This is a genomic window from Pannonibacter sp. CBAS1226 (assembly GCF_055685825.1).
Window position 1 is genome coordinate 528,559 of record NZ_JBVOUO010000001.1, and the last position, 25,191, is coordinate 553,749.

Consider the following 25,191-nt stretch of genomic DNA (forward strand, 5'->3'; position numbering starts at 1 on the left):
TCAAGCCCCTGATACCCGCATGACCGGGGCGATGCAACGGAAAGCCGCCGTTGAACCTGAGCCGGGGCGGTCTGGCGTTTGGCGGGACAGGTGCATTTGCCGTAGGCTGGGCAGAGAGAGGTCCGGAGACTGGCGCGGACGGGCAGCGCTCCGGCTTAAAGGGAAGGCGGCACATGCAGACCAAGGCAAGGCACCTGCGCCTCAGCAAGGCAGGACGCGCCCTTCAGATGCTGCTGGCAGTCGCGATGCTGGCGGGCTGCGCGGCGCAGGCGGAGCTGGGGCCGGAGACCTGGTACCGCGACCGCAAAGCGCTGCTTCCCAGGGAGGACAGGCTCTACATCTGTCACGGCTTCGGCTGCACCTACAAGGCGCCGGTGGATTTTTCCGGCGCGGACAAGCGGAAGCTTGCATCGATTCTCGCCTCAGGCAAGGAATCGCCTGCGGCAGAGCGCAGGGCCGTGTCCAGGGCCGTCCAGTGGCAGGAGGCACGCGTGACGGCAGCGCTTGGAACCGCGCCGGATATTGGCGGTCTCGACATGCGCAATGCCGGTGTGCCGGGTCAGATGGATTGTATCGACGAGGCCAGCAACACCACCAGCCTGCTTCTTTATGCAGAACGCGCGGGGATGTTGCGCCATCATCGTGTCGCATCGCCCGTGGCGCGCGGCTTCCTGCTGGACGGGCGCTATCCGCATGCCACGGCGGTTCTGCGGGAGAATGCGGGCGGTCAGGCCTATGCCATCGACAGCTGGGTGCGCGCCAATGCGGAGCCGCCTGTGGTGCAGCCGCTCGAAAGCTGGTTTGCCGCAGCAGGTGCCTGGTGATGAAAATTTGAAGGGGTGCTTAAAACGAGAAAAGCGCTCGCCGATGGGAGGAGGAGTTCGGCGAGCGCTCTTTCCAGAGCCGGTTCGGGAGGAGGAGAACCGGCTTGTTCCGGACCGCAGGTGGGAGGAGGAATCCTTTGGTCCGGGAGAGCTGAGGCACCGCTTGGCGCCCCGTTGTTGAGTATGTTGTACCGCGGGCCGGGCGATACCGCCATGCACAATTCTGCATGGCTGGCCTGCTTATGCTGCAGAGCAGCGAAAACAGGGCTGGGGCTGCGTCTTAGCGCATGGCCCCGCGGGCGACGGAGGCGATGTCCGCGCGGGAGATGCCGATGTCGCTCAGCTCACGCGAGGACATGCGGGCCAGCTCTTCATAGGTGGCGCGGTACTTCTTCCACGAGCGATACTTCGAGACGATGTCGTGCAGCATGATTTTATCCGTTCTTTGCTTTGTCTTTGAAGCTGTGGCAGCGCTCTTGTTGGCGTTGCATCTTGTGACCCTTATCTATGCCTGTTCGCCGGTTTCAGCTATGGGGGCTTCAACATGCCTGCCCTGCAGGCAATGCAATGCATGATTAATGTGCATCTGCACAGGTGAAGGGCATGTGGCCGGATTGTGGCGAAGCCCTCCGCCGCAGGGCGGAATCAGGGCCGCGCACCTGCCGTAGAGTTGCTTTGCCGGAAGGGATAACGGTGAGCGAAGGGGAGGGCTGGGCGGACAGCAAAAAGGCCGCCGGCAAATCTGCGGCAGCCTGACATAAGGTCTAGCGATTTGATTTGAAAGACGTATCGAACGTCAGACAAACGAACGCCCGCCAGTGGGAGGAGGTACTGGCGGGCGCTGTTTCAGCAGGCAGGGTTTGGGAGGAGAAGAACCCCGCCGGCACACAGTCACAAGGCTTGGGAGGAGGAGAGCCTGTGACCGCGATCTCGATTACATGCTGGCGCGGCGTGCGATGAAGCGGATATCGCCGCGGCCAATGCCCAGGTCGCTGAGTTCGCGATTGGACAGACGGGACAGCTCGTCCACCGTGCGGCGGTAGTTGACCCAGGAATTGTACTTGCGAACAACAGTGTCGATCATTTTCGTGTTCCTTGAACCGTCTGGAGCGTCAGCTGTCGGCCCGCGGCCGGTTTGGCTATTGTGCGGTGCAGCGCCGTTCCGATGTCCAAGAGATAGTCCGTTTTCGCATTTGCGAGAAGTGGAAGTTTGGCATGTCAGTCATGCGAATTATGCAAAGCGGAAAAACAAACGATGATGAGCGGTCATCAGGCGAGGTGAAGGGAATTTAAACCGATAAAAACGCAGAAATTCGCGCTGCAGCAGGAAATATGCAGGAGGCCTCCGGTTGTGTCCCGATTGCGTGGTGCTGCAAGACTTGTGTTGCAATGCAGCGATAGCCGGATTCGCGCTTGCCACATGCGCCGGGTGCATGGCGTGAGCCATACTTTGGAAGCTGCCACAAGGGATTCATAGACACGGATCTGCGGCCTTGAAGCCCTCGTGGGCCGCCGCTGCGGCCCGCGGGTCAGTCTGCTTGCTCGCGGAAGAGATGCCGGAAACTGCTGAAAACTGCTGAAAACAGCCCGAACCGGCACCCGGCAGGCCTCACGCCTATACCGCCCGTCATGCCGGTCCCCCGGGAGAACTCCCGCTGCGAGCCGTCCCCGGATCTCCGCTTCGCTCAAGGCGGCCAGCGGCCGATATGCGGCGCGTCTGTGCGTCCTCAGCCTCCGGCGTCCGCTCCCGGAGAGGGCGGGGCACCCGATCAGAGGCGCCCTTTCCTTGTCACTCGGCAGCGGCTGTCCGCTTCTGCGGGCGTCGCTCCAGCAGCTCCTTGAGGAACTGCCCGGTATGGCTTGCGGGATTCGCGGCCACATCCTCCGGACGGCCTTCGGCCACTACCGTGCCGCCGCCATCGCCGCCCTCAGGACCGAAGTCGATCAGCCAGTCCGCTGTCTTGATGACCTCGAGATTATGCTCGATCACCAGCACCGAATTGCCCTGCTCGACCAGCTCGTGCAGCACTTCCAGCAGCTTGGCCACATCATGGAAATGCAGGCCGGTCGTCGGTTCGTCGAGGATATAGAGTGTGCGGCCGGTGGACCGGCGTGACAGTTCCTTGGCCAGCTTCACACGCTGTGCCTCACCGCCGGAGAGCGTCGTCGCCTGCTGGCCCACCTTGATATAGCCGAGCCCCACCCGCGCCAGGGTTTCCATCTTTTCCCGCACCGCCGGAACGGCCGAGAAGAAGCCTGCCGCCTCTTCAACGGTCATGTCGAGCACATCGGCGATCGACTTGCCCTTGAACTGCACCTCAAGCGTTTCACGGTTGTAGCGCTTGCCCTTGCAGACATCGCAGGTGACATAGATGTCGGGCAGGAAGTGCATCTCGATCTTGATGACGCCATCGCCCTGGCAGGCTTCGCAGCGGCCGCCCTTGACGTTGAAGGAGAAGCGTCCGGGCTGATAGCCGCGCGCCTTTGATTCCGGCATGCTGGCGAACCATTCCCGAATCGGCGTGAAGGCCCCCGTGTAGGTCGCAGGATTGGAGCGCGGGGTCCGGCCGATGGGCGACTGGTCGATGTCGATCACCTTGTCGAGATGCTCCAGCCCCTCGATCCGGTCATGCGGGGCAGGGTTCTCGCGTGCGCCGTTGAGCCGCCGTGCGGCCGACCGGAACAGGGTGTCGATGAGGAAGGTGGACTTGCCGCCCCCCGAGACGCCGGTGATGCAGGTGAAGGTGCCAAGCGGAATTTCCGCCGTGACATTCTTCAGATTGTTGCCGCGCGCGCCGATGACCTTGATCTGGCGCTTCTTGTTGATCTTGCGCCGCTCTGCGGGCAAGGCGATGCCGCGCGTCCCGCTCAGATATTGCCCTGTGAGCGAATTCGGGTCTGCCATGATCTGCGCCGGCGTGCCCTTCGCAACGATCTGGCCGCCGTGGACGCCTGCGCCCGGCCCCACATCCACCACATAATCGGCCGTCAGCACCGCATCCTCGTCATGCTCCACGACGATCACGGTGTTGCCGAGATCGCGCAGGTGGCGCAGCGTGTCGAGAAGCCTTGCGTTGTCGCGCTGATGCAGGCCGATCGACGGCTCGTCCAGCACATAAAGAACGCCCGTCAGGCCGGAGCCGATCTGCGAGGCCAGACGGATCCGCTGGCTTTCGCCGCCCGACAGCGTGCCGGAATTGCGCGACAGCGACAGATACTCCAGCCCCACATCATTGAGGAATTTCAGCCGCTCGCGGATTTCCTTGAGAATCCTTGCGGCAATTTCCTGCTGCTTGCCGTTCAGCGCGTCATCCAGCCCGTTGAACCAGGCCCCGGCATCGCGGATCGACATGTCCGCCGCGTGGCCGATGTGCTTGCCGCCAATCTTGACGGCGAGCGCCTCGGGCTTCAGGCGGTAGCCGTTACAGGCCGGGCAGGGGTGGTTGGACTGGAAACGCTCCAGCTCTTCACGGACCCAGGCCGAATCCGTTTCGCGCCAGCGCCGCTCGATATTGCCCAGAACGCCTTCGAAGGTCTTCTTTGCGCGGTAGCTGCGCACACCGTCGTCATAGACGAACTCAAGCTCGGTCTTGCCGGTGCCGTACAGCACCGCATGGCGCACGTCATCCGGCAGCTCGCGCCAGGGCGTTGCCATGGACACCTTGAAATGCCGGCAGATGGCTTCCAGAGTCTGGGCATAATAGGGTGAGGTCGAGCCGGTCTTGGCCCAGGGCAGCACCGCGCCCTCGCGCAGCGACAGGCTCTGATCGGGCACCACCAGGTCCGCCTCGAAGGCCAGCGTCGTGCCGAGGCCGTCACAGGACGGGCACGCGCCGAAGGGATTGTTGAAGGAGAAGAGGCGGGGCTCGATCTCGGGGATGGTGAAGCCGGACACCGGGCAGGCGAATTTCTCCGAGAAGATGATCCGCTCATGGGTTTCATTGCGGTTCTGCAGCACCGCATCCTTGCCGGTGGCGATCTCCAGCGGCTTGTCCGCAAATTCGGCAATGGCAATGCCATCGGCCAGCTTCAACGCCGTTTCAAAGGAGTCTGCAAGACGGCCTGCAATGTCCTCGCGCACGACGATGCGGTCCACCACCACATCGATGTCATGCTTGAACTTCTTGTCGAGGGCCGGGGCCTCGGAAATCTCATGAAACTCGCCGTTGATCTTGACCCGCTGGAAGCCCTTTTTCATCAGCTCGGCCAGTTCCTTGCGGTACTCGCCCTTGCGCCCGCGCACCACCGGAGCCAGCAGGTAAAGCCGGGTGCCTTCCTCCAGCGACATGACCCTGTCGACCATCTGGCTGACGGTCTGGCTCTCGATCGGCAAACCCGTCGCCGGCGAGTAGGGGGTGCCCACGCGCGCAAACAGCAGGCGCATGTAGTCATAGATCTCGGTGACCGTGCCCACCGTCGAGCGCGGGTTGCGCGAGGTGGTTTTCTGTTCGATCGAGATGGCGGGAGACAGGCCGTCGATCTGATCCACATCCGGCTTCTGCATCATCTCCAGAAACTGGCGGGCATAGGCCGAGAGGCTTTCGACATAGCGGCGCTGGCCTTCCGCATAGATCGTGTCGAAGGCGAGAGACGACTTGCCCGACCCGGACAGGCCCGTCATCACGATCAGCTTGTCGCGCGGCAGGTCCAGATCAACGTTCTTGAGATTGTGCTCGCGCGCGCCGCGGATGGAAATCATCTTGTCACGGCTGAGGCCCGTCAGGGCAGATCCCTGTTCCTTGCTCTGCGGTTCGGCGGCGGCATCCTTGGCCATCGGTATCGTCCTGAACTTGCCCGGCGCGGGCATGAAAACTGGCAGCAGTTATAAGCGCCGCACAACAGGCCTCAACTGGCAAAATGCTGTGCGGGTGAGAATGTCCTGGCCTGTTCCGGTCAGGCGCGATGGAAGGCTCGTGAAAAAATCAGCCTGAGAAAAGCCTGAGCTGCGGCGATGGTTCGTGCTTGACCGGCAAGGACGGACCCGTCTGTCCGGAATGTTCCGTCTGTCTCATCTGCGGTCCTTCCTTCGCATCTTCAAGGGCGGGCCTTTGACAATCTGCGGCTTGGCCTACGTTTTTGCGGGTCTGCCGGATCACATTTCGTAAGGAACGTAACAGGAACAAAAATCTGAAGCAAGCCGCATCTCCGCGAAAAACTGCTGTCGTGCCTCTTTTCCGGCGGGGCTGGGCCTTTTCCGCCAAGGCAGGCAAATGGCTCTTGACGATAGGAACAAAAAAAGAACAATCTATGCCTGCAGCGGCTTGAAAGCGGCCAGGTTTGTGGACAACGCGGCGCAGCCGGGCAGAATGGTTCGCATGAGGGGCGAAGAGGCGTTAGGGTCGCCCGATCAACCGGTTTCTGCTGCCGTCCAGAAGGGCGCCTGATCTGGCTTCCGGGCCGGAAGGGGCGTGTTTCCAGGCTGTTCTTGTGAGCAGCGGGCAGGCGCAGGGCGGCGCCGGCCTTGGGCTGTGCCCGTGCCGGGATTGGACGACAAACGACAGACAAAAGCAGGAGCCACTGGTATGGCGGGTAGCGTGAACAAGGTCATTCTGGTTGGCAATCTGGGGGCGGATCCCGAGATCCGCCGCACGCAGGATGGCCGTCCCATCGCCAATTTGCGCATTGCCACGTCCGAGACGTGGCGGGACCGCGGGTCGGGGGAGCGGCGCGAGCGCACCGAATGGCACCGGGTGGTGATCTTCAATGAAGGCCTTTGCAAGATTGCCGAGCAATATCTTCGCAAGGGCGCGAAGGTTTACATCGAAGGGCAGCTGCAGACCCGCAAATGGCAGGACCAGAGCGGCCAGGAGCGCTTCTCCACCGAAGTGGTGCTGCAGGGCTTCAACTCGGCACTGACCATGCTGGACGGGCGCGGTGAAGGCGGCGGCGGCGGCGGTGGTGGCGCACTGCCGGATTACGGCTCAGGCGGCGGCTATGAAGGCGGCTCCAGCGGTGGCGGCGGCTATGGCGGTGGTTCGAGCGGCGGCAGCGGTTACGGTGGCGGCTCCAGTGGCGGCGGCGGTTATGGCGGTGGCTCTGGCGGCTCCGGTGGTGCAGGCGGCGGCTATGGCGGCGGCATGGACGACGAGATCCCGTTCTGACGGAGTGTTGCGGAAGCCTGCGGATGGCCGGGCCTGATGACCGCCCTTGCAGAGAAATGCAGGGGCGCGCCGGGGCCGGGCATTCGTTTCAAACTGTTGTGAAGGTTGGGTTTCATTAACCATCTGGTTGCCGCTGGCAGGGTAGCTTTGCGCTCTGCCAGCGGAACAGTCTGCAGGGTCTGAACGTTCGGAAACCGGGCTCCATCTGCCGGTCCGCCGTTCCTGTGACACCGGTCACAGCGGCAAGATCTTATACCTGCGAGGCTTTGTGGACTGCCCCGGCATCATTGAGCGGATTGGCCCCGGGGGCGAGTGGCCGGTCCTCATCTGATTTCGAGCTTGAGGCCTTTTGAGACCATGCGTCATACGCTGCAGCCCGCACGTTTCCTCTCCACACTTCTGGCAAGCGCTGCCATTGCTTCCCTCACGCTGACCGCCAGCGTTCAGCCTGCCGATGCGTTTCTGGACCGGATTTTCGGCGGACGTCCCGTGGACGAGCCCCAGCCTGTTCAGCCGGCACCGGCGCCGGTGCTGGACAAGGCCGTGATCGCCGCCAACAAGGTCTCCGCTCCGAAATATTACACGTACAAGGCCGATCAGCTGGCGGCCTTCTCTCTGAAGGCGCTGGCCGTAAGCCCCCAGCCCGCAGCAGCTCAAACGGCCGGCGGTGCCACGTCCGGTGAGACTGGCACAGCGCTGACCGTGTCCGCTCAGCCCGTTGCACCTCAGGCCGTTGCACCTCACTCTGTGGCTGACCAGACCGGCAGCATCGCTTCGCCGGCCGTTCAGCCGGAGCCCGCCGGAGATAAGGCGGCTCTGGCCTTTGACGCGGCACGCCCGGCCTTTGCCGCGCTCAGCTTCAAGGCCTTGCCGGAAGTGGCCAAGGCGGTCGAAGCGTTCTATGCGCAGGAGCCGCGTTTCGTCTGGGTCGAAAATGGTGCGCCCGGTGCCCGGTTCGCCGCGCTGAAGTCCGAGCTGGAGCGGGCAGGGGATTTCGGGCTGGATCCGGCCGATTACCGGGTCGAGGCGCCTGCGCTCACCGGCCTTGAGCCGGCGGCCCGCGATGCGGCTCTGGTGGATTTTGAGGTGAAGGCGTCTATCGCGGCGCTGACCTATGTGCTGGACGCGCGCCGTGGCCGGGTCGATCCGAACCGCATCTCCGGCTATCACGACCTGCCGCGCCACAAGGTGGACCTGACGGCCGAGGCGAAAGGGCTGGCGGCGGCTGCCGATGCGGGACAGTACCTGCGCTCGCGCCAGCTGGCATCGCCCCAGTTTACCGCGCTGGTTGAAGAGCTGGCGCGGCTGAAGCGCGAGACCGCCGATACCCCGCAGGTGGTGATTGCGGCCGGCACGCTGCTGAAAGCCGGCAAGTCCAGCCCCGAGGTGAAGAATGTGGTCGCCGCCATCCGCCTGCGCGGCTCGGCGGCGCTGCTGGAGGCGCACAAGGATCTGCTCGACACCTATATGGGCGAGGAGCTTTACAGCGATGCCATCGCCGGTCTGGTCAAGGCCTATCAGGCCGAAGCCGGGCTCAATGCCGATGGCGTGGTGGGGGCGGGCACCATCCAGGCGCTGATGGGCGAAAGCAACGCCTCGAAGATCGCCAAGGTGGAACTGGCGCTGGAGCGGATGCGCTGGCTGCCGGAGAATCTTGGCGAGCGCCGCGTCTTCATCAACCAGCCGGCCTTCACGGTTGCCTATTTCGAGCCGGGCAAGGCGCCGCTGGAAATGCGCGCGGTCATCGGCAAGAAGTCGAACCAGACCAACTTCTTCTACGACACCATCGAGACGGTGGAATACAATCCCTATTGGGGCGTGCCCTATTCGATCATCGTCAATGAGAAGCTGTCGAAGCTGCAGCAGGATCCGGCGTGGCTCGACAAGGCCGGATATGAGGTGACGACGGCGGCGGGCAAGCCGGTTTCCTCGGCCAGTGTTGACTGGCATGCGGTGGCCACCGGCAAGATGCGGGTCAACGTGCGCCAGCGCCCGGGCGATGACAACGCGCTTGGCGAGCTGAAGATCCTCTTCCCCAACAAGCACGCCATCTACATGCATGACACGCCGTCGCGCTCGCTGTTCAAGAAGGACATGCGCGCCTTCAGCCACGGCTGCGTGCGCCTTGCCGACCCGCGCGCCATGGCCGCCGCCGTGCTGGGCAAGACCGAGGCGCATGTGGCCAGCCGCATTGCCACGGGCAAGAACAACTCGGAAGACGTTGCCGGGAACATCCCGGTCTATATTGCCTATTTCACCGCCTGGCCGCAGACGGATGGCAGCATCGGCTATTTCGGCGATGTCTATGACCGCGACGCCTATCTGCAGAAAGCCCTCGAGGCCACCCGCAAGGCGCGGGGAACGGCGGAAAGCTGAGGTCTGAACGCATAAACCTGATGAAGGCGGCCCAACCGGGGCCGCCTTTTTTCTTGCGGGGCAGGGAAGGGGCGGCAAATTGCCGGGTGGACAGCGTCCATGCGACCCGCAGGTGCCGTATCCGGGAGCGTTTGAGCCGCTGGCTTAGCGGGCCTTGGGCAGAGGTCCGCCATGCGGTGCGAGAATGGTGTCCGCAAAGGTGGCACTCATAGCCATTCTTTCCATGCAATGCCGCAAGTATTCAGGGTCGCGGATCAATTCGACTGCCTGCGCATAGGCTTGCCCGGCCGTGTCGCCGTAGGCCTCGCGGGCGCGTGTCCATGCCGCAGCCGGAATCTCGCCCCAGCTGGATATCATCATCGAAAGGTCAATGATGTCCCGGCTGAGTACGGCCCTGTCTGCCCAGCGGTCGGCATTGGCCAGCAGTTTCTCCAGATACAAGTCGGTGCGGGCAAGAACCGGCACTCTCAGGTCCGGATCGAAAGCACCGTTCAGGGTGACACGCGCTTCCCGGATGATCTCGAACTTTATCTGCGCGCCGCCGCATTCAAATGCTGTGCGGATGCCATATTGATCCGTCTTCACCTCCCGCAGGGGAGTAATCTCAGCCTCCGGCCGGATCAGACCCGCAAGCCCTGCGCCAAAGACGGTTTGCCGGATCAGGCGGTAACCTTCCTGCGAGGCGCAGAGAAAATCGATGTCAACGCTTTCTCTGTATTCGCCGAGTTGCAGCACGATTGCGGTGCCGCCGCCAAAAAAGCACTGCGCACGGTGCATCAACTCGCCGTTCAGCCCATGCAGGGCAGTCAGAATGGCCTGATGGTGCGGGCGCTTGAAAAACCTTGCCATGCCAGCCTCAGGCAGCCAGCATGATGCCGTTGCCATAGCGTGCTGTCAGCAACGCAATCAGGCCGCGTTCGCCGTCCTCGAGAGCTTCCGTATCGACAAAACGCCAGTTGCGCTCGTAAAGATCAAAAGCCTCCTGTCCGTCCAGCACCGGATTTCCGGGACGGCTCCAGCAGAGCAGCCTGAGCTGCGGATAGTGGCTTGTCTCAATCTTCATGTCTGCCTCGCAGCGTCAAATATAGATCTCTTTCCCGGAAATATCCAGTGTGGGGCATTTGTTCAGCCGGACCGGCGGCGTGCTGCGCACATATGAGCCCTGCCGGCGCTGCCGCCTCCGTTCCATGCCCCGGTTCGCTGTCATTCCACCGTTGCGGACACCTCCCGCTGCGCCGCCTTGGCCCGGAAGTTCGGAGCATGTGCCGGGGCCTGTTATGGTCCTCAAACCTCTCAATCCGTCATCCCGGCCCCCGAGCGGGACCGGAGAGCCGGGCTGCTGATGGAGCGTGACGGGGGGCGGCTCACCGGTCCCGGATCTCTGCTGCGCTTCGTCCGGGATGATGATGGAGGGGAGGGGCTGACAGCTCTTTGGCTATTGCGTCCCTTACAGGTCCCGGCCCAAGTTTAGGATCTGGGGCCGGGACGGCGAGGAGTGTGGGGCGAGGAGGTCCCTTCTAACCCGCATTCGGATCGGCTGCTGGTATTGCTTGTGCTTTGCGGGCAAAAGCGGTTTGCGAACGGAGGCCGCCATCACCGCCGCCAGTGGGCAGCCACCGCCGCCGGGCCACCTCCACCGGGCCAGAAAACCCCGCACCGCGCCGCCCCGGCCTTGTGCCGGGGCCTGTTATGGTCCTCAACCCTCTCAATGCGTCATCCCGGCCCCCGAGCCGGGACCGGAGAGCCGGGGTGCAACTGGATCGTGAACGGGAGGCCCCGGCTCACCGCTCCCGGATCTCCGCTGCGCTTCGTGTGAGATGATGGTGGAGGGGAGGGGGCTGACCTGTCGGGGGGTATATTCCGGACAGTTCTCCAGCCATTGCGTCCCTTACAGGTCCCGGCACAGGACCGGGACGGCGCGGAGTGTGGGGTGGTGCTTGTACCCGCCTAACCCGCTCTTGGATCGGTTTTTGTTATTGCTTGCGCTTTACGGATGAAAAGCGGTTTGAGAACGGAGGCCGCCATCACCGCCGCCAGCGGGCAGCCACCGCCGCCGGGCCACCTCCTCCAGGCCACCTCCTCCGGGCCAGAAAACCCCGAGCCGCGCCGCCCCGGCCTTGTGCCGGGGCCTGTTATGGTCCTCAACCCTCTCAATGCGTCATCCCGGCCCCCGAGCCGGGACCGGAGAGCCGGGGTGCAACTGGATCGTGACGGGAGGCACCGGCTCACCGGTCCCGGATATTCGCTCTGACCCACCACTGAGCTTTTAATCCGCCGCGACTAGAGGCGCGACGGTTTTCGATACTCCAATTGGCGGGGTAGGAGCGAACAGCTGCTAGCCGAGTTCACCAAAGGCTATGCAGTCGAGTTGTGTGCTCGTTTTCTGCGAACTGCCGTTTCTTCTTCTCGATCTAATGGTTGAGCCGTCCAACTCCGCGTAAAAGGATCGTAGCTGTTTTGAAGTGTACGCGTCACCTGAGAATTTGAGATCCGTGGGCTCAGGTACTGTTGTCCCTTCCCGCGCGGGGCAACAGGTTTGGAATGTCGTGGTCGCGTTACTCCTGATGCCGTCTGCTATTGTCATCGTGATACCATCAGCAATGCAATTGGCTGATTACCCAGCGGGTACCGAAGACCAGCGGCGGAAGTGTCATGATTGCGAAAGCAGTCAGAACCAGGGTTCCGGCCAAGTTGAACATCCGGAATTTCCGATCCGCGATTTTCGCATGGATCGCGGTCTGTACCGACAGATCATGGAGGTAGGTTGCGGTCGTTGAGTCGTTGCCAGTTGGTAGGTAAAGATCAGCCGCCATATCAGGGTAGTCCTTTGTTCCTATCTTGGCGATATCACCAAAATAAAGGAGGCACTTGTAGTCATCCTCGCGCTTATGCATATGGTCAAGAAACTTGGGCAGTAGAGATTGCAGGCTGATCACGGCGGCGACGAAGAGAAAGAGCAGGGCCCCTTTTAAAGCGTGGTTGAACCCAATTGGCAGTTCCTCCGAAGATCGGAGAAGCGTGATGATCGCTCCCATCCAGACGGAGCAAAAAGTCAGAAGGGCAGCATTCTTTGCCTCGGCAAACCTAGAGAACTCGATCATTCTGTTGTGGTTCGCGGAAAGCAGCTTTTCATAGGCTTCCTGTTGGTCGTTTTTGGCCATGTTCTTTTCCTCAGCCGGAAGGTTTTGCAAGCGGGCAATCGTCCATAGTTCCGCAGCAGATCTGATTTCTGGCGCGCAGATACCTATAGAAATTGGCTTCTGCTTTCTGCCAGCCATCCATGTTAAGGACGAGTTCGGCAAGCCTCCGCGCATGGTCACCACAGGAGGCCAGCGGTAAACGGTGAACATCGGCATGTTCGCATTTGCATCTTTGACGCAGTGTCATGATGCGTTGTGCGGTGGGCAGTACGGTAACCATGCGTTGACCGTCCTGAAAAAGTGTGATGCGATCCCGGCGGTACCCGCGCCCCACGCTAAGGCGATTATCTCTCAGTAAGGTAATGAACTTGGGACCAAGGGCTGCAGCATGCTCCTCTGCTATGGCTTGGAAGCGCGCAGCCTCCGAACCATGCGCGCGAGCGTCAGCCTTACCCGGCCAGCGCCGTAGCGCGGCTGCAGAACGTTGGCGGAGCAGAAAGGTCAGAAGCTTTCCCCACCAAGCCTCCGCATCCTCGTGGTCCTTGATCTGCGTTGGTTCAACTTCACCCCAGTAGAGGCAGAACGTGCCGCCCGAATTGATGTGCCGCTCCGCGCAGAAAGACGGTAGGAGGGTCGCCTCTGCCTCTTTCACAGACACTGTCTCTCCCTCACGTGAGATTTCTAGGATGAACTCGCATGAGGGAGCGCCGGAGGCGTTAGGCGGACTGACGCCGTATATCGCTCGTTCGCCGTTGCCAGAGATGAGCCGGGCGTGGTTCTTATGTGCCACGCTATGAAGATGTTCGATAGGCGACAACGCTGGCCTCAATCGATCTTTGCATGCGGGCGGAAAGGTGCCTCTGCCGCTCGAGCAATGGCAGGACTCGCTGCCGCATAGAGCATGGCCCGCGCCGCCTTTGCTGTGGAATCATCCTCGGCGGCAAGTGCTTCGAGTGCGACATCGTAGGTCAGTTTAGCGACCCGACGGGACGCCCCGAAGAGCTTCCGTACCGAAGACGGCCCCTCTTCGTAGGCAGACTGGCCGATTGCCGTTTGCGTTCCATCGCACCGCTTCTGTTCGGCCTCGGACAGCAGCACCGAGCGGCCGGTCGAGCACCGAATGCGGCTCCCCTGCATTCCAAGGCGTGTGATCGAACCCGGGCCAAAGTCAAAGCCGATGGCAAGGCCCAGATCGTCTGTGTCCACACCGTTATCCTGAAGGCGTTCGAGAGCAAGATCGAAACTGCTGCGAAGTCCGCCAGCACAAAGTACCGCAGTGGAGATGGTGGCATCGGTATCGGTGTTATAGGCCGTTCCTTCCAGGATGTGGCCATGGATACAATCGCCAATGAAGCGGATCCTTCGGCCCGAAAAGTCTGCACTGATGATCCTGTCGAGCTCGGCACGGATAACATGAAGGCACCGGACCACATTCTCCGGCTCGTCATCGATGTGAGCGTTTACGTAGGCCGTGAAGTTGTCGACGTCGGCATAGATCGAGACCATCTCCATGCGCCTCGAATTACCCGGCGTAAGAACAGAAATGTCCAAGTTCTTCAGTGGCGGAGTCGCCCGCGAGAAAGCAAATGCCCCGATAGGATTGGCTTCGTTGTCCTTCCTCCAGTCTGCAACGATTTTTTCTTTGCTGAGCCCGAGCTTCGCCGAAGCATCGCAGGCCTTGATCTCTTCGTCGGTCAATTTGGTCATTGCGGGATCGTCCGCCGCGTCGAGGCCACTCGCTGCACGGGCTTCGTTGCTCAGATAGATCCCGACAGCCTCGTTGTTGGAAGCTAGCTTCGCTGCGATGTTTGCGGGACGGCCGAGGAAAAGCGGCTCGCGGTTACCGCTACGCCCGTTGTTCACCGCAAGCGTCTTTCCGGTATCGATCCCGATTCGCAGTTGCGCATTCGGAATTTTCTCGTCGTCGTCGCCGGTTTCTGCGAGCACGTCGGTGATCAATTTGGCGATCGCGACAGCACGGTTAACGCGATCCTCAGCGGAATCGTCGCCGTAAGGCTTGGCGACCACAGCATGAAGCCGCTGATTATGGAAGTCGACACGGATGGCGTTGGCATCGGCCAGAATCCGATGAACCGCGCGATAGTGCAAATTCAGAAACCGGAGCGCTCGCTTATGACACGTTTCGCCCTCGGTCTCAGTCGACCAAAGCATATCGTCGAAGTTGACGATCTCTACGTAGATATGAACGCCATCGACGCGGTACGCCTTGCTCGTCGGAATGGATTTCAATGAGGTGTCGCGCGTGTAGTCGACCACAGTAACGGTCTTGACATCGTTGATGCGTGCGTCGATCGCAGCCTTTGCCCGATCATGCTTCCATGCATTAGCCATGTGTGTTTCATCTCCAAACTGGTGCATCGAGGGACTCAGCCCACGGATGCGATTGTTTCACTATTTGTTCCTTTATGCATTTTCCGGGCACCTTTCGGTGCCCGGATCGTCGGCTCATCAGCGCGCAAGTTTAGCGTTTGACGACGAAGTTTTTTTACAGAGCTAAATGGCTTCTAATGACTGCTCTAGCGACATCGGTGACAAACCCATTCAGACAAACCTCACCCCCCTCAGCTGCACCCGCTCGTGGAGCCGCAGGTGTCACACTTCAGGCAGGTGCCGTTGCGGACCATGGTGAAGTTGCCGCATTCGGAGCAGCTTTCGCCTTCGTAGCCTTTCATCCGGGCCTGGGCGATGCGCTCGGCTGCGGAAGAGGGCGCCGCTACCGGGGCGGGGGCGGTTTCGAGTTTGACGGCAAGTTCCGTGTTGCCCGAGCGGGCAAAGGCGGTGGCGACGGCGGAGGTCTGGGCGACAGTCTGGGCGATGGGGGCGCTTGCGGTCCCCTTTACGGCCGGAGCTGCACCATGAGCCGGACCCTGACCGGCGAGCGAGCCGGCCGGTTCGCCGCTGGCGGAGACGAGGCGGAAGCGCTCGGTCTGGCCGCGCACGAGGCCGTGGGAGACGACGCCCTGTTCGCCGCGCCCTTCGCTGGCGCCCGCGCTGATGCCGGTGTTGCCGATGGCTTCCGGCGGCACGTGGGCAAGGTCATGACGGCCCAGGTAGGAGACGGCGAGTTCGCGGAAGATGTAGTCGAGGATCGACGTGGCGTTCTTGATCGCCTCGTTGCCCTGCACCATGCCCGCCGGTTCAAAGCGGGTGAAGGTGAAGGCGTCGACATATTCCTCCAGCGGCACGCCATATTGCAGGCCGAGCGAGATGGCGATGGCGAAGTTGTTCATCAGGGAGCGGAAGGCGGCGCCTTCCTTGTGCATGTCGATGAAGATCTCGCCGAGGCGGCCATCCTGATATTCGCCGGTGGTGAGATACACCTTGTGGCCGCCGACGCGGGCCTTCTGGGTGTAGCCCTTGCGGCGGTCCGGCATCTTTTCGCGGGCACGCACGGTGCGCTCGATGATCCGCTCGACGATGCGCTCGGCAATGACTTCTGCCTTGGCAGCGGCGGGTTTTGCGGCAATCGCCTCGGCGGCCTCTTCCGCGTCCTCGTCCTCATCGGCGATGAGCTGCGAGTTCAGCGGCTGGGACAGCTTGGAGCCGTCGCGGTAGAGCGCGTTGGCCTTCAGCGCCAGCCGCCAGGACAGCATGTAGGCTTCCTTGCAGTCGTCGACGGTCGCCTCGTTCGGCATGTTGATCGTCTTGGAAATGGCGCCGGAGATGAAGGGCTGGGCGGCGGCCATCATGCGGATGTGGCTTTCCACCGAAAGGTAGCGCTTGCCGGTCTTGCCGCAGGGGTTGGCGCAGTCGAAGACCGGGTAATGCTCCTTCTTCAGGAAGGGCGCGCCTTCCAGCGTCATGGCGCCGCAGACGTGAATGTTGGCAGCCTCGATCTCGGCCTTGGAGAAGCCGAGGAACGGCAGCAGCTCGAAGGCCGGGTCGTTCATCTGCTCAGCCGTGACGCCGAGGGCGGTCAGCTGTTCATCGCCCAGCGTCCAGCGGTTGAAGACGAACTTGATGTCGAAGGCCGACTTCAGCGAGCCCTTGAGCTTGGCAAGGCTGTCCTCGGTGAAGCCCTTGGCCTTGAGGCTGGAGGGATTGACGCCGGGCGCCTGATCCAGCGAGCCATGGCCGACGGCATAGGCCTCGATCTCGGCGATCTCGCTCGGCTTGTAGCCCAGCACCTCGAGGGCTTCGGGCACGGCGCGGTTGATGATCTTGAAATAGCCGCCGCCGGCCAGCTTCTTGAACTTCACCAGCGCGAAGTCAGGCTCGATGCCGGTGGTGTCGCAGTCCATCACCAGGCCGATGGTGCCGGTGGGGGCAATGACGGAGACCTGCGCATTGCGGTAGCCGTGCTTTTCGCCCAGCTCCAGCGCCCGGTCCCAGGCCAGCTTCGACCGCTCGATCAGCGCCTTGTCGGGGCAAGAGGCATGGTCCAGCGGCACCGGATTGGTGGACAGCGCCTCGTAGCCCGCTGCCTCGCCATGGGCGGCGCGGCGGTGGTTGCGGATGACGCGCAGCATATGGGCGGCATTGTCGCCATAGCCGGGGAAGGCGCCCAGCTCACCGGCCATTTCGGCGGAGGTGGCATAGGACACGCCGGTCATGATGGCCGACAGGGCACCGCAAAGGGCGCGGCCCGCATCGCTGTCATAGGGGATGCCCGAGGTCATCAGCAGGCCGCCGATGTTGGCATAGCCAAGGCCGAGGGTGCGGAAGCGGTAGGACAGCTCGGCGATTTCCTTGGACGGGAACTGCGCCATCAGCACGGAGATTTCCAGCACCACGGTCCACAGGCGCACCGCATGCTCATAGGCGTCCACGTCGAAGGAGCGGTCCTCGCGGCGGAACTGCATCAGGTTCAGGGACGCCAGATTGCAGGCCGTGTCGTCCAGGAACATGTATTCCGAGCAGGGGTTGGAGGCGCGGATCTCGCCCGAGGCCGGGCAGGTGTGCCAGTCGTTGATGGTGGTGTGATACTGGATGCCGGGATCGGCCGAGGCCCAGGCGGCATAGCCGATCTGCTCCCACAGCTCGCGCGCCTTCAGCGTCTTCATCACCTTGCCGTCCTTGCGGGCGGTCAGGTCCCAGGTGCCGTCATCCGTCACGGCCTTGAGGAAGCCGTCGGTCACACGCACGGAGTTGTTGGAGTTCTGGCCGGCAACGGTCAGATAGGCTTCCGAATCCCAGTCGGTGTTGTAGGCGGGGAATTCGATGTTGGTGTAGCCCTGACGGGCGAACTGGATGACGCGGCGGATGTAGTTTTCCGGCACCATCATCTTCTTGGCAGCGCGGATTTCGCGCTTCAGGGCCGGGTTCTTGGCCGGGTCGAAGCAGTCGCCATTGTCCGCCTCGCAGTTGACGCAGGCCTTCATGATGGCGGTCAGGTGCTTCTGGCAGATCTTCGAGCCGGTGACGAGGGCGGCCACCTTCTGCTCTTCCTTGACCTTCCAGTTGATGTAGTCCTCGATGTCCGGATGGTCCACATCCACGACCACCATCTTGGCGGCGCGGCGTGTGGTGCCGCCGGACTTGATGGCGCCCGCAGCCCGGTCGCCGATCTTCAGGAAGCTCATCAGGCCGGAGGAGCGGCCGCCGCCGGACAGCTTTTCGCCTTCACCGCGCAGGCGCGAGAAGTTGGAGCCGGTGCCCGAGCCATACTTGAACAGGCGCGCCTCGCGCACCCACAGGTCCATGATGCCGTTCTCGTTGACGAGATCGTCCTCGACGGACTGGATGAAGCAGGCGTGCGGCTGCGGGTGCTCATAGGCGGTGGCGGACTTCACCAGCTCGCCGGTCTGGAAATCGACATAGAAGTGGCCCTGGCTGGGGCCGTCGATGCCATAGGCCCAGTGCAGGCCGGTGTTGAACCACTGCGGGCTGTTCGGCGCCACCTTCTGGGTCGCCAGCATGAAGCGCAGCTCGTCGTAGAAGGTCTGGGCATCGGCCTCGCCGTCGAAATAGCCGCTCTTCCAGCCCCAGTAGGTCCAGGTGCCGGCCAGACGGTCGAAGACCTGGCGTGCGTCGGTTTCAGAGCCGAAGCGCTCGCCCTCGGGCAGGGCTTCGAGAGCGGCCATGTCGGCCTCGCGGCGCCACAGCCAGGAGGGAACGGTGTTCTCTTCCACCGGCTTCAGGCGGGCCGGAACGCCGGCCTTGCGGAAATACTTCTGGGCGAGAATGTCGGAGGCGACCTGCGAGAACTGGGCCGGAACCTGAATGTCCGCGAGACGGAACACGACGGAGCCATCCGGATTGCGGATCTCGCTCGTGGTCGTGGTGAAGTCGATCTCAGCGTAAGGGGACTGTCCATCCTTGGTGTAACGCCGTTCAATCCGCATTCCCATGCCCCCTTCAACGTGCCGGCCCGGCAGGCGATCCGCCTTGCGTCAGGCCGCAAAAATCCGTTGCCCGGGCGCAGCCGCATCCCGGACGTTCAATAGTGCCGCTACCCTGTCAATCGAGGCCCGGTTCAGAGCCGGGCTCACTCTTTCAGTGAGGAATTCCCTGATCCTGCCACCCTGGTGGCCTGCCACTGGTGTTTCCGCATGCGGACGGCCAGAAGCCGGGTGCCGCGATGTCCAAGCTGCCAGCGCAACGGAAGGCGGCGCGCGGGAGGCCGCTGCCGCTGTCCATGATGCTGCCGGAAACCGGTTCTACTGGGCGGAAACAGACGCCAGTCTGCCCGCCGGAACACTCATCGTGACGTTCCGGACATTAGTGTGAATCATCGGTTACCGTCAAGTTTGTGGAACTATCGCTTGTGTGTAAAAATTGGCCGGCAATCTAAATCTAGTAGCTCTTGTGGAAATCGGGGAGAGCGGGGGAAAGCCGTGATTTGATGCAGGTCATTGCAATTTTGCATCAAGTTGAAGCGCGCGAGGGGCCCAAGCGGTGACGATGCCAGCAATGCCTGCCATGTTGCTGATTGATGATGACAATTTGACGAAAAGGCCGCCACCGCATTTCAAGCGGGCTTAAGCGCGGCATGCGAGAAGAAGGGCGGTTCATCTCCGGCAGGGGCCCTGATTTCATGTCCAACCATCATGCGGCCTATGGCCTGACCTTTGAGGAACTCGACGTGGTTGTCGTCGAGGATTCAAGGCAGATGCAGACCATTCTTCGCTCGATACTTTTAAGTTTCAAGGTCGAGCGGGTGCGGGTGTTCGATACGGTGGATGCGGCACTGGAATCCATGCTCACCGAACCGCCCAATCTCATTCTTTCCGACTGGCGTATGGAACCGGCTACGGGCTACCAGATGTTGCGGCTGATCCGGCACAAGAACATGGCACCGCTCTGTTTTGTGCCGCTGCTGTTCGTCACCGCCCATGGCACGCGGGCCTTTGTCGAGAAGGCCTTCCGGGCAGGGGCGCATCATCTGTTGGCCAAGCCCGTTTCGCCCTCCATGCTCCACGCCCGGCTGAACTGGTTGCTCAATGATGCAAGGGAGATGATCCCTGACAAGAACGGTTTTTACTCCATTGAAGGCGTTGGCCTTTTGCTGGAGCAGCAGGCGGACAAGATGAAGACGCTGGATGGAGCACGCGCCTATCACCAGCGGGCGACCCGCCGCTATCAGGAAGTGAAGGAGACGGTGGAGCACGTCTTCAACGAGGATGGCTCGAACGCCGCAGCGGCGCTTGATTCGCAGGCCGGACGCATGGCGGCTGTTGCCCGGACCGCCCCAAAGCCGGTGCAGAAGCCGAAGACGGACGAGCCGAAACCGCCGGTGCCGGGGCCGCGATTCGCTGCGCTGCGCAAGGCTCTGAGATAGCTGCAGCGCCAGGCGGCCGGTTTCCTGTTCCGGCGCTGCGGCGAAGCGGCGCAAAATGCCGCAGCCGTGTGGACGGGCCGGAGAATTCCGGCTACATGTTGCCGCAACATCTGGCTGCATTGGCAGCCAGTCCTTTTCGGGGGCGGCAGTTGGTCCGCCCGATTCGGAGCAGACAGCGGATGAAGACCCTTCTCCTGCAAATCTTCACCTGGTGGAACGGCCAGACCATGGGCACCCGGTTCTTCACCTGGCGCAAGGGCGAGCTTGTCGGTCAGGACGAGTTCGGCAACACCTATTACAAGGAGCGGGGCGGCAAGAAGCGCTGGGTCATCTATAATGGCCTCGCCGAAGCTTCGATGATCCCCCCGGGCTGGCATGGCTGGATGCACCACCGCGTCGATACGCCGCCGACAGAAGAGAACTATCACGCCAAGTCCTGGCAGGCGCCGCATCACGGCAACCGCACCGGCACGCCGGAGGCTTACCGTCCCAAGGGCTCGATCCTGACCCCGGAAAAGCGCCCGGAAGTGACCGGCGACTATCAGGCCTGGACGCCTGGCCAGTAATTGGGCCAGTAAGCCGCGCAGTGCTGCTTGAATTTGAAGAACCCGCTGGTGTTATCCGGCGGGTTTTTTTGTTGAGCGGGGGGCGATGGCATGAGTTTGTCCGGACAGGCCGATGCCTCTGCGGCCACTCGCGGGGAAATGCCCAAAGCGCTTCAGCTTGTCATCCCCGCGCATGCGGGGATCCAGTATTCCCGGTCTTTGCCGTCATCTCCGCCGGGGTTACTAGATCCCGGTCTTGCCGCTGTGCGGCAAACCGGGATGACGGCGGAGGGGAGACGTGCACCTGACGGGTCCAGGCCCGGAAGCCGGGACGGCGTGGAGGATGCAGAGGCTTCGCAAAAAATGGAAGGAACGCTGCATCCCCCCAAACAAAAACCCGCCAGATTGCTCTGACGGGTTTCGATACGCCGTGAACGGCTTTCGCCGGACAAATGACGGGGATCACTCCTCGTCTTCGTCCAGATCTTCGGCAAACTCCTCGCCCGTGTCGGCCGGGGGCGGCGGCAGGACGGGGAGGGCGTCAACGCCGAGGCGCTTGTCGAGATAGGTGCCGCAGCGCAGCATCAGTTCCTCGACGCTGTTCTCGAAGAAGTGGTTCGCGCCGGGGATCGTCTCGTGATCGATGACGATGCCCTTCTGCGTCTTCAGCTTGTCGACGAGGTTCTGCACGTCCTTCTGCGGCACGACCTTGTCGTTATCGCCATGGATGAGCAGGCCGGACGACGGGCAGGGGGCAAGGAAGGAGAAGTCGAAGAGGTTCGCCGGAGGGGCAACCGAGATGAAGCCTTCCACTTCCGGACGGCGCATCAGAAGCTGCATGCCGATCCAGGCGCCGAAGGAGAAGCCGGCAATCCAGCAGCCGCGTGCGTCGGGATGAACCGTCTGCACCCAGTCGAGGGCAGCGGCGGCATCCGAAAGCTCGCCCTGACCGTGGTCGAAGGACCCCTGCGACCGGCCGACGCCACGGAAGTTGAAGCGCAGCACGGCAAAACCACGCTGGGCGAACATGTAATACAGCTGGTAGACGACCTGATTGTTCATCGTCCCGCCGAACTGCGGATGCGGATGCAGCACCAGTGCGATGGGCGCGTTCCGCTTTTTGGCGGGATGGAAACGGCCTTCCAGACGTCCGGCAGGGCCGTTGAAAATCACCTCGGGCATGAAGCGCGATGTCCTTTTCTCGCTTTCCGGGCCTTCTGGTCCGGAAAAAATGAGGAATTTGTACGTGGAATCCCTGAGCAGGAAACTTGACTCTGAGGTTCCGAGTTTCTACAAGCTTCTTTAGAATGCTTCAAATTCGAATGCAGCCGCGTGAAGCGTGCCGGTTCGAATTCGGGCGCTTGGCGCACTTATCATCATGTGGGCGGGGAATTTCAAGTTTTCCGTTGACTTGACTTGAAAAAGAGGCGCTACCGGCCTTGTCCGAACGCCTGCAGGCGAAGAGGGCAAACCAGGCTGAATGGAGTTGGAACCGGGCCATGAACGGCGGAACCGAGCGGCTTTATCTGGATCACAACGCGAGCGCGCCTCTGCGCCCGCAGGCGCTTGCGCGCATGGTCGAGGTGCTGGGCGTCACGGGCAACCCGTCTTCGGTGCATGGGGAAGGGCGCAAGCTGCGCGGTGTCGTCGAGGATGCGCGCGAGGCGCTGGCCGCCATGTGCGGCGTCAAGGCCCGCTCCGTCATCTTCACCAGCGGTGCGACGGAAGCCAATGTGCTGGCCCTCAGCCCGCGCTGGCAGGGCAATGATGGTCCGGTCTATCTGGACCGGCTGTTGATGTCCGCCGTTGAGCACCCGAGCGTGCGCGCGGGCGGGCGCTTTGCTGCGCGCGAGATTTCCCATATCGCCACCGGCGAAAACGGCGTCCTGCGGCTTGATCATCTGGACGAGCTGCTGGCCGCTGGAGGCCCCGCGCTTGTGTCGGTGATGGCGGCGAACAATGAAACAGGCGTCATCCAGCCTCTGGCCGAAATCGGTGCAAAGGTGAAGGCCGCTGGCGGCATCTTCCATGTGGATGGCGTGCAGTTCGGTGGCCGCCTGCCGGTGGATATTGCCGGATGGCAGGCGGATGCGGTGAGCCTGTCGGCCCACAAGATGGGCGGTCCGCAGGGCATCGGCGCGCTTGTGCTGCGCACATCTGCGCTGGCACCTGCGCCTCTGCTGATTGGTGGCGGGCAGGAGCAGCACCGGCGGGCGGGCACGGAAAATGCCGCCGCTATTGCTGCTTTCGGTGCCATTGCGCGCGATGGCTCCACAATGCTTGAGGAATTCGCAAGTCTCGCAAGGCTTCAGGGGCTTCTCGAAGAGGGTTTGCGCCTTATATCTGGATCAACGGTGGTGTTTGGCGCGGATGCGCCCCGCCTTGCGAACACGACGTGTTTTGCCGTTCCGGGCGTTCCGTCCGAAATGGCGCTTATGGCTCTGGACCTCAACGGCATCGCCCTTTCCTCCGGCTCGGCTTGCTCCTCGGGCAAGGTCGGCGCGTCGCATGTGCTCACCGCCATGGGCGTTTCGGAGGATCTGGGACGCTGTGCGCTGCGGGTCAGCCTTGGCTGGACAACGCAGGAGGCGGACATTGCCCGCTTCCTGGAGGTCTGGGCCAGTGTGGCGGCCACGCTCAACCCTTCGGCAACCGGCAAGGCAGCCTGAAGATACGGCTTCGAAATTGCCCCGAACGGGGCCTGAAACCGCCCGCGGCCAGTTTTGTGCCGGCGGGCTGAACCTGAGATGACCCTGCTGCCGTAGAACGGGGGCAGGGAAGATGGACCGCCCCGCACTTGAGGGCGGCGGAATGGAGACAAAGACATGCCCGCTGTGCAGGAAACGATCGACCGGGTCAAAGCGATTGACGTCGACCAGTACAAATATGGCTTCGTCACCGACATCGAGTCGGAAACGGCGGCAAAGGGCCTTTCCGAGGAAACCGTGCGCTTCCTTTCGGCCAAGAAGAACGAGCCGGAGTGGATGACCGAGTGGCGCCTCGATGCGCTGCGCCGCTTCCAGACCATGGAAGAGCCCACCTGGGCCCGTGTCAGCTATCCGCCGATTGACCTGCAGGAGCTGTACTACTGGTCCGCGCCGAAGTCCGTCGAAGGGCCGAAGAGCCTTGACGAGGTGGACCCGGAGCTGCTGCGGACCTACGAGAAGCTGGGCATTCCGCTGCGCGAGCAGGAGATTCTTGCCGGCGTCGAGCCGAAGAACCGCGTCGCCGTGGACGCCGTGTTCGACAGCGTCTCCGTTGTCACCACCTTCAAGGACGAGCTGAAGAAGGCCGGCGTCATCTTCTGTTCCATCTCCGAAGCCCTTCGCGAGTACCCGGACCTCGTCCGCAAGTATCTCGGCTCCGTGGTTCCGGTGACGGACAACTACTATGCGACGCTGAACTCGGCGGTCTTCTCCGACGGCTCCTTCGTCTATGTGCCGGAGGGCGTGCGCTGCCCGATGGAACTGTCCACCTACTTCCGTATCAACGAGAAGAACACCGGCCAGTTCGAGCGCACGCTGATCATCGCCGACAAGGGCGCTTACGTGTCCTATCTGGAAGGCTGCACCGCGCCGCAGCGCGACGAGAACCAGCTGCATGCGGCTGTCGTCGAGCTGATCGCGCTCGATGATGCGGAGATCAAGTATTCCACCGTCCAGAACTGGTTCCCCGGCGACAAGGACGGCAAGGGCGGCATCTACAACTTCGTCACCAAGCGTGGCGACTGCCGTGGCAAGAACTCCAAGATCTCCTGGACGCAGGTGGAAACCGGCTCGGCCATCACCTGGAAGTATCCGTCCTGCATCCTGCGCGGTGACAATTCGCGTGGCGAGTTCTATTCGATCGCCGTTTCCAACGGCTATCAGCAGGTCGACAGCGGCACCAAGATGATCCATCTCGGCAAGAACACGTCGAGCCGCATCATCTCCAAGGGCATTTCCGCAGGCAAGTCGCAGAACACCTATCGCGGCCTCGTCTCGGCGCACCGCAAGGCCTCGAACGCCCGTAACTTCACCCAGTGCGACAGCCTGCTGATCGGGCAGGACTGCGGCGCGCATACGGTGCCCTATATCGAGAGCAAGAACGCATCGGCCGTCTTCGAGCACGAGGCCACCACCTCGAAGATCTCCGACGACCAGATGTTCTACTGCCTCGCCCGCGGCCTTTCGCAGGAAGAGGCGGTCGCACTGATCGTCAACGGCTTCGTCAAGGACGTGATCCAGCAGCTGCCGATGGAATTCGCCGTCGAAGCCCAGAAACTGATCTCGATCAGCCTGGAAGGCAGCGTGGGGTAACGTAGGCGAGAAGTCGAACACCCACTCCGTCATCCTCGGGCTTGTCCCGAGGATCTGCCAGACTGGATCAGCATGTATGGGTTATGGGACGGGATCGGGAATGCCAAATCAAAACACGAGGACGTGGAATGACTGCAATCAGTCGGACCGGTCTTCGGATGGAGCC

Annotated in this window: 17 protein-coding genes; 7 read left to right on the forward strand and 10 right to left on the reverse strand. The window is 62.2% G+C overall.

Features of this window, described 5'->3' with window-relative positions:
* Positions 1-173: 173 nt before the first annotated feature.
* Entirely contained in the window at positions 174-824 is a 651-nt protein-coding gene (locus AC0CMF_RS02415; protein WP_374631229.1) for a hypothetical protein, read from the forward strand.
* A gap of 280 nt (positions 825-1,104) precedes the next feature.
* On the opposite strand, the gene AC0CMF_RS02420 is transcribed toward AC0CMF_RS02415, so the two are convergent.
* The 3 genes from AC0CMF_RS02420 to uvrA form a co-directional block, all read right to left on the reverse strand.
* Positions 1,105-1,254: a DUF1127 domain-containing protein gene (locus tag AC0CMF_RS02420; RefSeq protein ID WP_019966090.1), complete on the reverse strand. Its 150-nt coding sequence runs from the start codon at positions 1,252-1,254 to the stop codon at positions 1,105-1,107.
* Positions 1,255-1,758: 504 nt separating this feature from the next.
* A complete protein-coding gene (locus AC0CMF_RS02425) occupies positions 1,759-1,908 on the reverse strand; it encodes a DUF1127 domain-containing protein (RefSeq protein ID WP_019966089.1) in 150 nt (49 codons plus the stop codon).
* 705 nt (positions 1,909-2,613) lie between these two features.
* Entirely contained in the window at positions 2,614-5,523 is a 2,910-nt protein-coding gene (gene uvrA / locus AC0CMF_RS02430; protein ID WP_457167698.1) for an excinuclease ABC subunit UvrA, read from the reverse strand.
* Positions 5,524-6,346: 823 nt separating this feature from the next.
* Between uvrA and AC0CMF_RS02435 the strand changes: the two genes are divergently transcribed.
* Both AC0CMF_RS02435 and AC0CMF_RS02440 read left to right on the forward strand, forming a co-directional pair.
* A complete protein-coding gene (locus AC0CMF_RS02435) occupies positions 6,347-6,925 on the forward strand; it encodes a single-stranded DNA-binding protein (protein WP_050473285.1) in 579 nt (192 codons plus the stop codon).
* A gap of 357 nt (positions 6,926-7,282) precedes the next feature.
* Entirely contained in the window at positions 7,283-9,301 is a 2,019-nt protein-coding gene (locus AC0CMF_RS02440) for a L,D-transpeptidase family protein (RefSeq protein WP_374630699.1), read from the forward strand.
* 144 nt (positions 9,302-9,445) lie between these two features.
* On the opposite strand, the gene AC0CMF_RS02445 is transcribed toward AC0CMF_RS02440, so the two are convergent.
* The 6 genes from AC0CMF_RS02445 to AC0CMF_RS02470 form a co-directional block, all read right to left on the reverse strand.
* Positions 9,446-10,150, reverse strand: coding sequence for a nucleotidyl transferase AbiEii/AbiGii toxin family protein (locus AC0CMF_RS02445; RefSeq protein WP_374630697.1), 705 nt, complete (start codon positions 10,148-10,150; stop codon positions 9,446-9,448).
* A 7-nt stretch (positions 10,151-10,157) separates the two neighbouring features.
* Positions 10,158-10,364, reverse strand: coding sequence for a hypothetical protein (locus AC0CMF_RS02450; protein WP_050473287.1), 207 nt, complete (start codon positions 10,362-10,364; stop codon positions 10,158-10,160).
* A 1,531-nt stretch (positions 10,365-11,895) separates the two neighbouring features.
* Positions 11,896-12,462: a Pycsar system effector family protein gene (locus AC0CMF_RS02455; RefSeq protein WP_374630695.1), complete on the reverse strand. Its 567-nt coding sequence runs from the start codon at positions 12,460-12,462 to the stop codon at positions 11,896-11,898.
* Between the two features lie 10 nt (positions 12,463-12,472).
* Positions 12,473-13,231: an E2 domain-associated cysteine-rich protein gene (locus tag AC0CMF_RS02460; RefSeq protein WP_374630702.1), complete on the reverse strand. Its 759-nt coding sequence runs from the start codon at positions 13,229-13,231 to the stop codon at positions 12,473-12,475.
* 35 nt (positions 13,232-13,266) lie between these two features.
* Positions 13,267-14,793, reverse strand: a complete 1,527-nt coding sequence (locus AC0CMF_RS02465) for an adenylate/guanylate cyclase domain-containing protein (RefSeq protein ID WP_374630693.1) — start codon at positions 14,791-14,793, stop codon at positions 13,267-13,269.
* Positions 14,794-15,023: 230 nt separating this feature from the next.
* The gene (locus AC0CMF_RS02470; protein WP_472480904.1) at positions 15,024-18,746 is read right to left on the reverse strand and encodes a vitamin B12-dependent ribonucleotide reductase; all 3,723 of its coding nucleotides are present in this window, start codon (positions 18,744-18,746) and stop codon (positions 15,024-15,026) included.
* Between the two features lie 692 nt (positions 18,747-19,438).
* Between AC0CMF_RS02470 and AC0CMF_RS02475 the strand changes: the two genes are divergently transcribed.
* Positions 19,439-20,182 carry a response regulator gene (locus AC0CMF_RS02475; RefSeq protein WP_208977661.1) on the forward strand — a complete coding sequence of 248 codons (744 nt, stop codon included), beginning with the start codon at positions 19,439-19,441 and terminating at the stop codon, positions 20,180-20,182.
* A 179-nt stretch (positions 20,183-20,361) separates the two neighbouring features.
* Complete coding sequence (locus AC0CMF_RS02480) at positions 20,362-20,748, forward strand: NADH:ubiquinone oxidoreductase subunit NDUFA12 (protein ID WP_050475204.1); 387 nt, start codon at positions 20,362-20,364, stop codon at positions 20,746-20,748.
* Between the two features lie 441 nt (positions 20,749-21,189).
* Here the strand turns inward: AC0CMF_RS02480 and AC0CMF_RS02485 are convergent, their stop codons facing one another.
* Entirely contained in the window at positions 21,190-21,909 is a 720-nt protein-coding gene (locus AC0CMF_RS02485) for an alpha/beta hydrolase (protein ID WP_050475203.1), read from the reverse strand.
* Between the two features lie 317 nt (positions 21,910-22,226).
* Between AC0CMF_RS02485 and AC0CMF_RS02490 the strand changes: the two genes are divergently transcribed.
* Both AC0CMF_RS02490 and sufB read left to right on the forward strand, forming a co-directional pair.
* Positions 22,227-23,396: a cysteine desulfurase family protein gene (locus AC0CMF_RS02490; RefSeq protein WP_374630689.1), complete on the forward strand. Its 1,170-nt coding sequence runs from the start codon at positions 22,227-22,229 to the stop codon at positions 23,394-23,396.
* Between the two features lie 156 nt (positions 23,397-23,552).
* Positions 23,553-25,025 (forward strand): Fe-S cluster assembly protein SufB, encoded by a 1,473-nt coding sequence (sufB, locus tag AC0CMF_RS02495; protein WP_050475201.1) that lies wholly within the window; start codon positions 23,553-23,555, stop codon positions 25,023-25,025.
* Positions 25,026-25,191: the final 166 nt, after the last annotated feature.

Excerpts from the sequence above, each read along its gene's own strand:
- AC0CMF_RS02415 (WP_374631229.1), top strand. The coding sequence starts at position 174 with ATGCAGACCAAGGCAAGGCACCTGCGCCTCAGCAAGGCAGGACGCGCC.
- AC0CMF_RS02420 (WP_019966090.1), bottom strand. The coding sequence starts at position 1,254 with ATGCTGCACGACATCGTCTCGAAGTATCGCTCGTGGAAGAAGTACCGC.
- AC0CMF_RS02425 (WP_019966089.1), bottom strand. The coding sequence starts at position 1,908 with ATGATCGACACTGTTGTTCGCAAGTACAATTCCTGGGTCAACTACCGC.
- uvrA (WP_457167698.1), bottom strand. The coding sequence starts at position 5,523 with ATGATTTCCATCCGCGGCGCGCGCGAGCACAATCTCAAGAACGTTGAT.
- AC0CMF_RS02435 (WP_050473285.1), top strand. The coding sequence starts at position 6,347 with ATGGCGGGTAGCGTGAACAAGGTCATTCTGGTTGGCAATCTGGGGGCG.
- AC0CMF_RS02440 (WP_374630699.1), top strand. The coding sequence starts at position 7,283 with ATGCGTCATACGCTGCAGCCCGCACGTTTCCTCTCCACACTTCTGGCA.
- AC0CMF_RS02445 (WP_374630697.1), bottom strand. The coding sequence starts at position 10,150 with ATGGCAAGGTTTTTCAAGCGCCCGCACCATCAGGCCATTCTGACTGCC.
- AC0CMF_RS02450 (WP_050473287.1), bottom strand. The coding sequence starts at position 10,364 with ATGAAGATTGAGACAAGCCACTATCCGCAGCTCAGGCTGCTCTGCTGG.
- AC0CMF_RS02455 (WP_374630695.1), bottom strand. The coding sequence starts at position 12,462 with ATGGCCAAAAACGACCAACAGGAAGCCTATGAAAAGCTGCTTTCCGCG.
- AC0CMF_RS02465 (WP_374630693.1), bottom strand. The coding sequence starts at position 14,793 with ATGGCTAATGCATGGAAGCATGATCGGGCAAAGGCTGCGATCGACGCA.
- AC0CMF_RS02470 (WP_472480904.1), bottom strand. The coding sequence starts at position 18,746 with ATGCGGATTGAACGGCGTTACACCAAGGATGGACAGTCCCCTTACGCT.
- AC0CMF_RS02475 (WP_208977661.1), top strand. The coding sequence starts at position 19,439 with ATGTCCAACCATCATGCGGCCTATGGCCTGACCTTTGAGGAACTCGAC.
- AC0CMF_RS02480 (WP_050475204.1), top strand. The coding sequence starts at position 20,362 with ATGAAGACCCTTCTCCTGCAAATCTTCACCTGGTGGAACGGCCAGACC.
- AC0CMF_RS02485 (WP_050475203.1), bottom strand. The coding sequence starts at position 21,909 with ATGCCCGAGGTGATTTTCAACGGCCCTGCCGGACGTCTGGAAGGCCGT.
- AC0CMF_RS02490 (WP_374630689.1), top strand. The coding sequence starts at position 22,227 with ATGAACGGCGGAACCGAGCGGCTTTATCTGGATCACAACGCGAGCGCG.
- sufB (WP_050475201.1), top strand. The coding sequence starts at position 23,553 with ATGCCCGCTGTGCAGGAAACGATCGACCGGGTCAAAGCGATTGACGTC.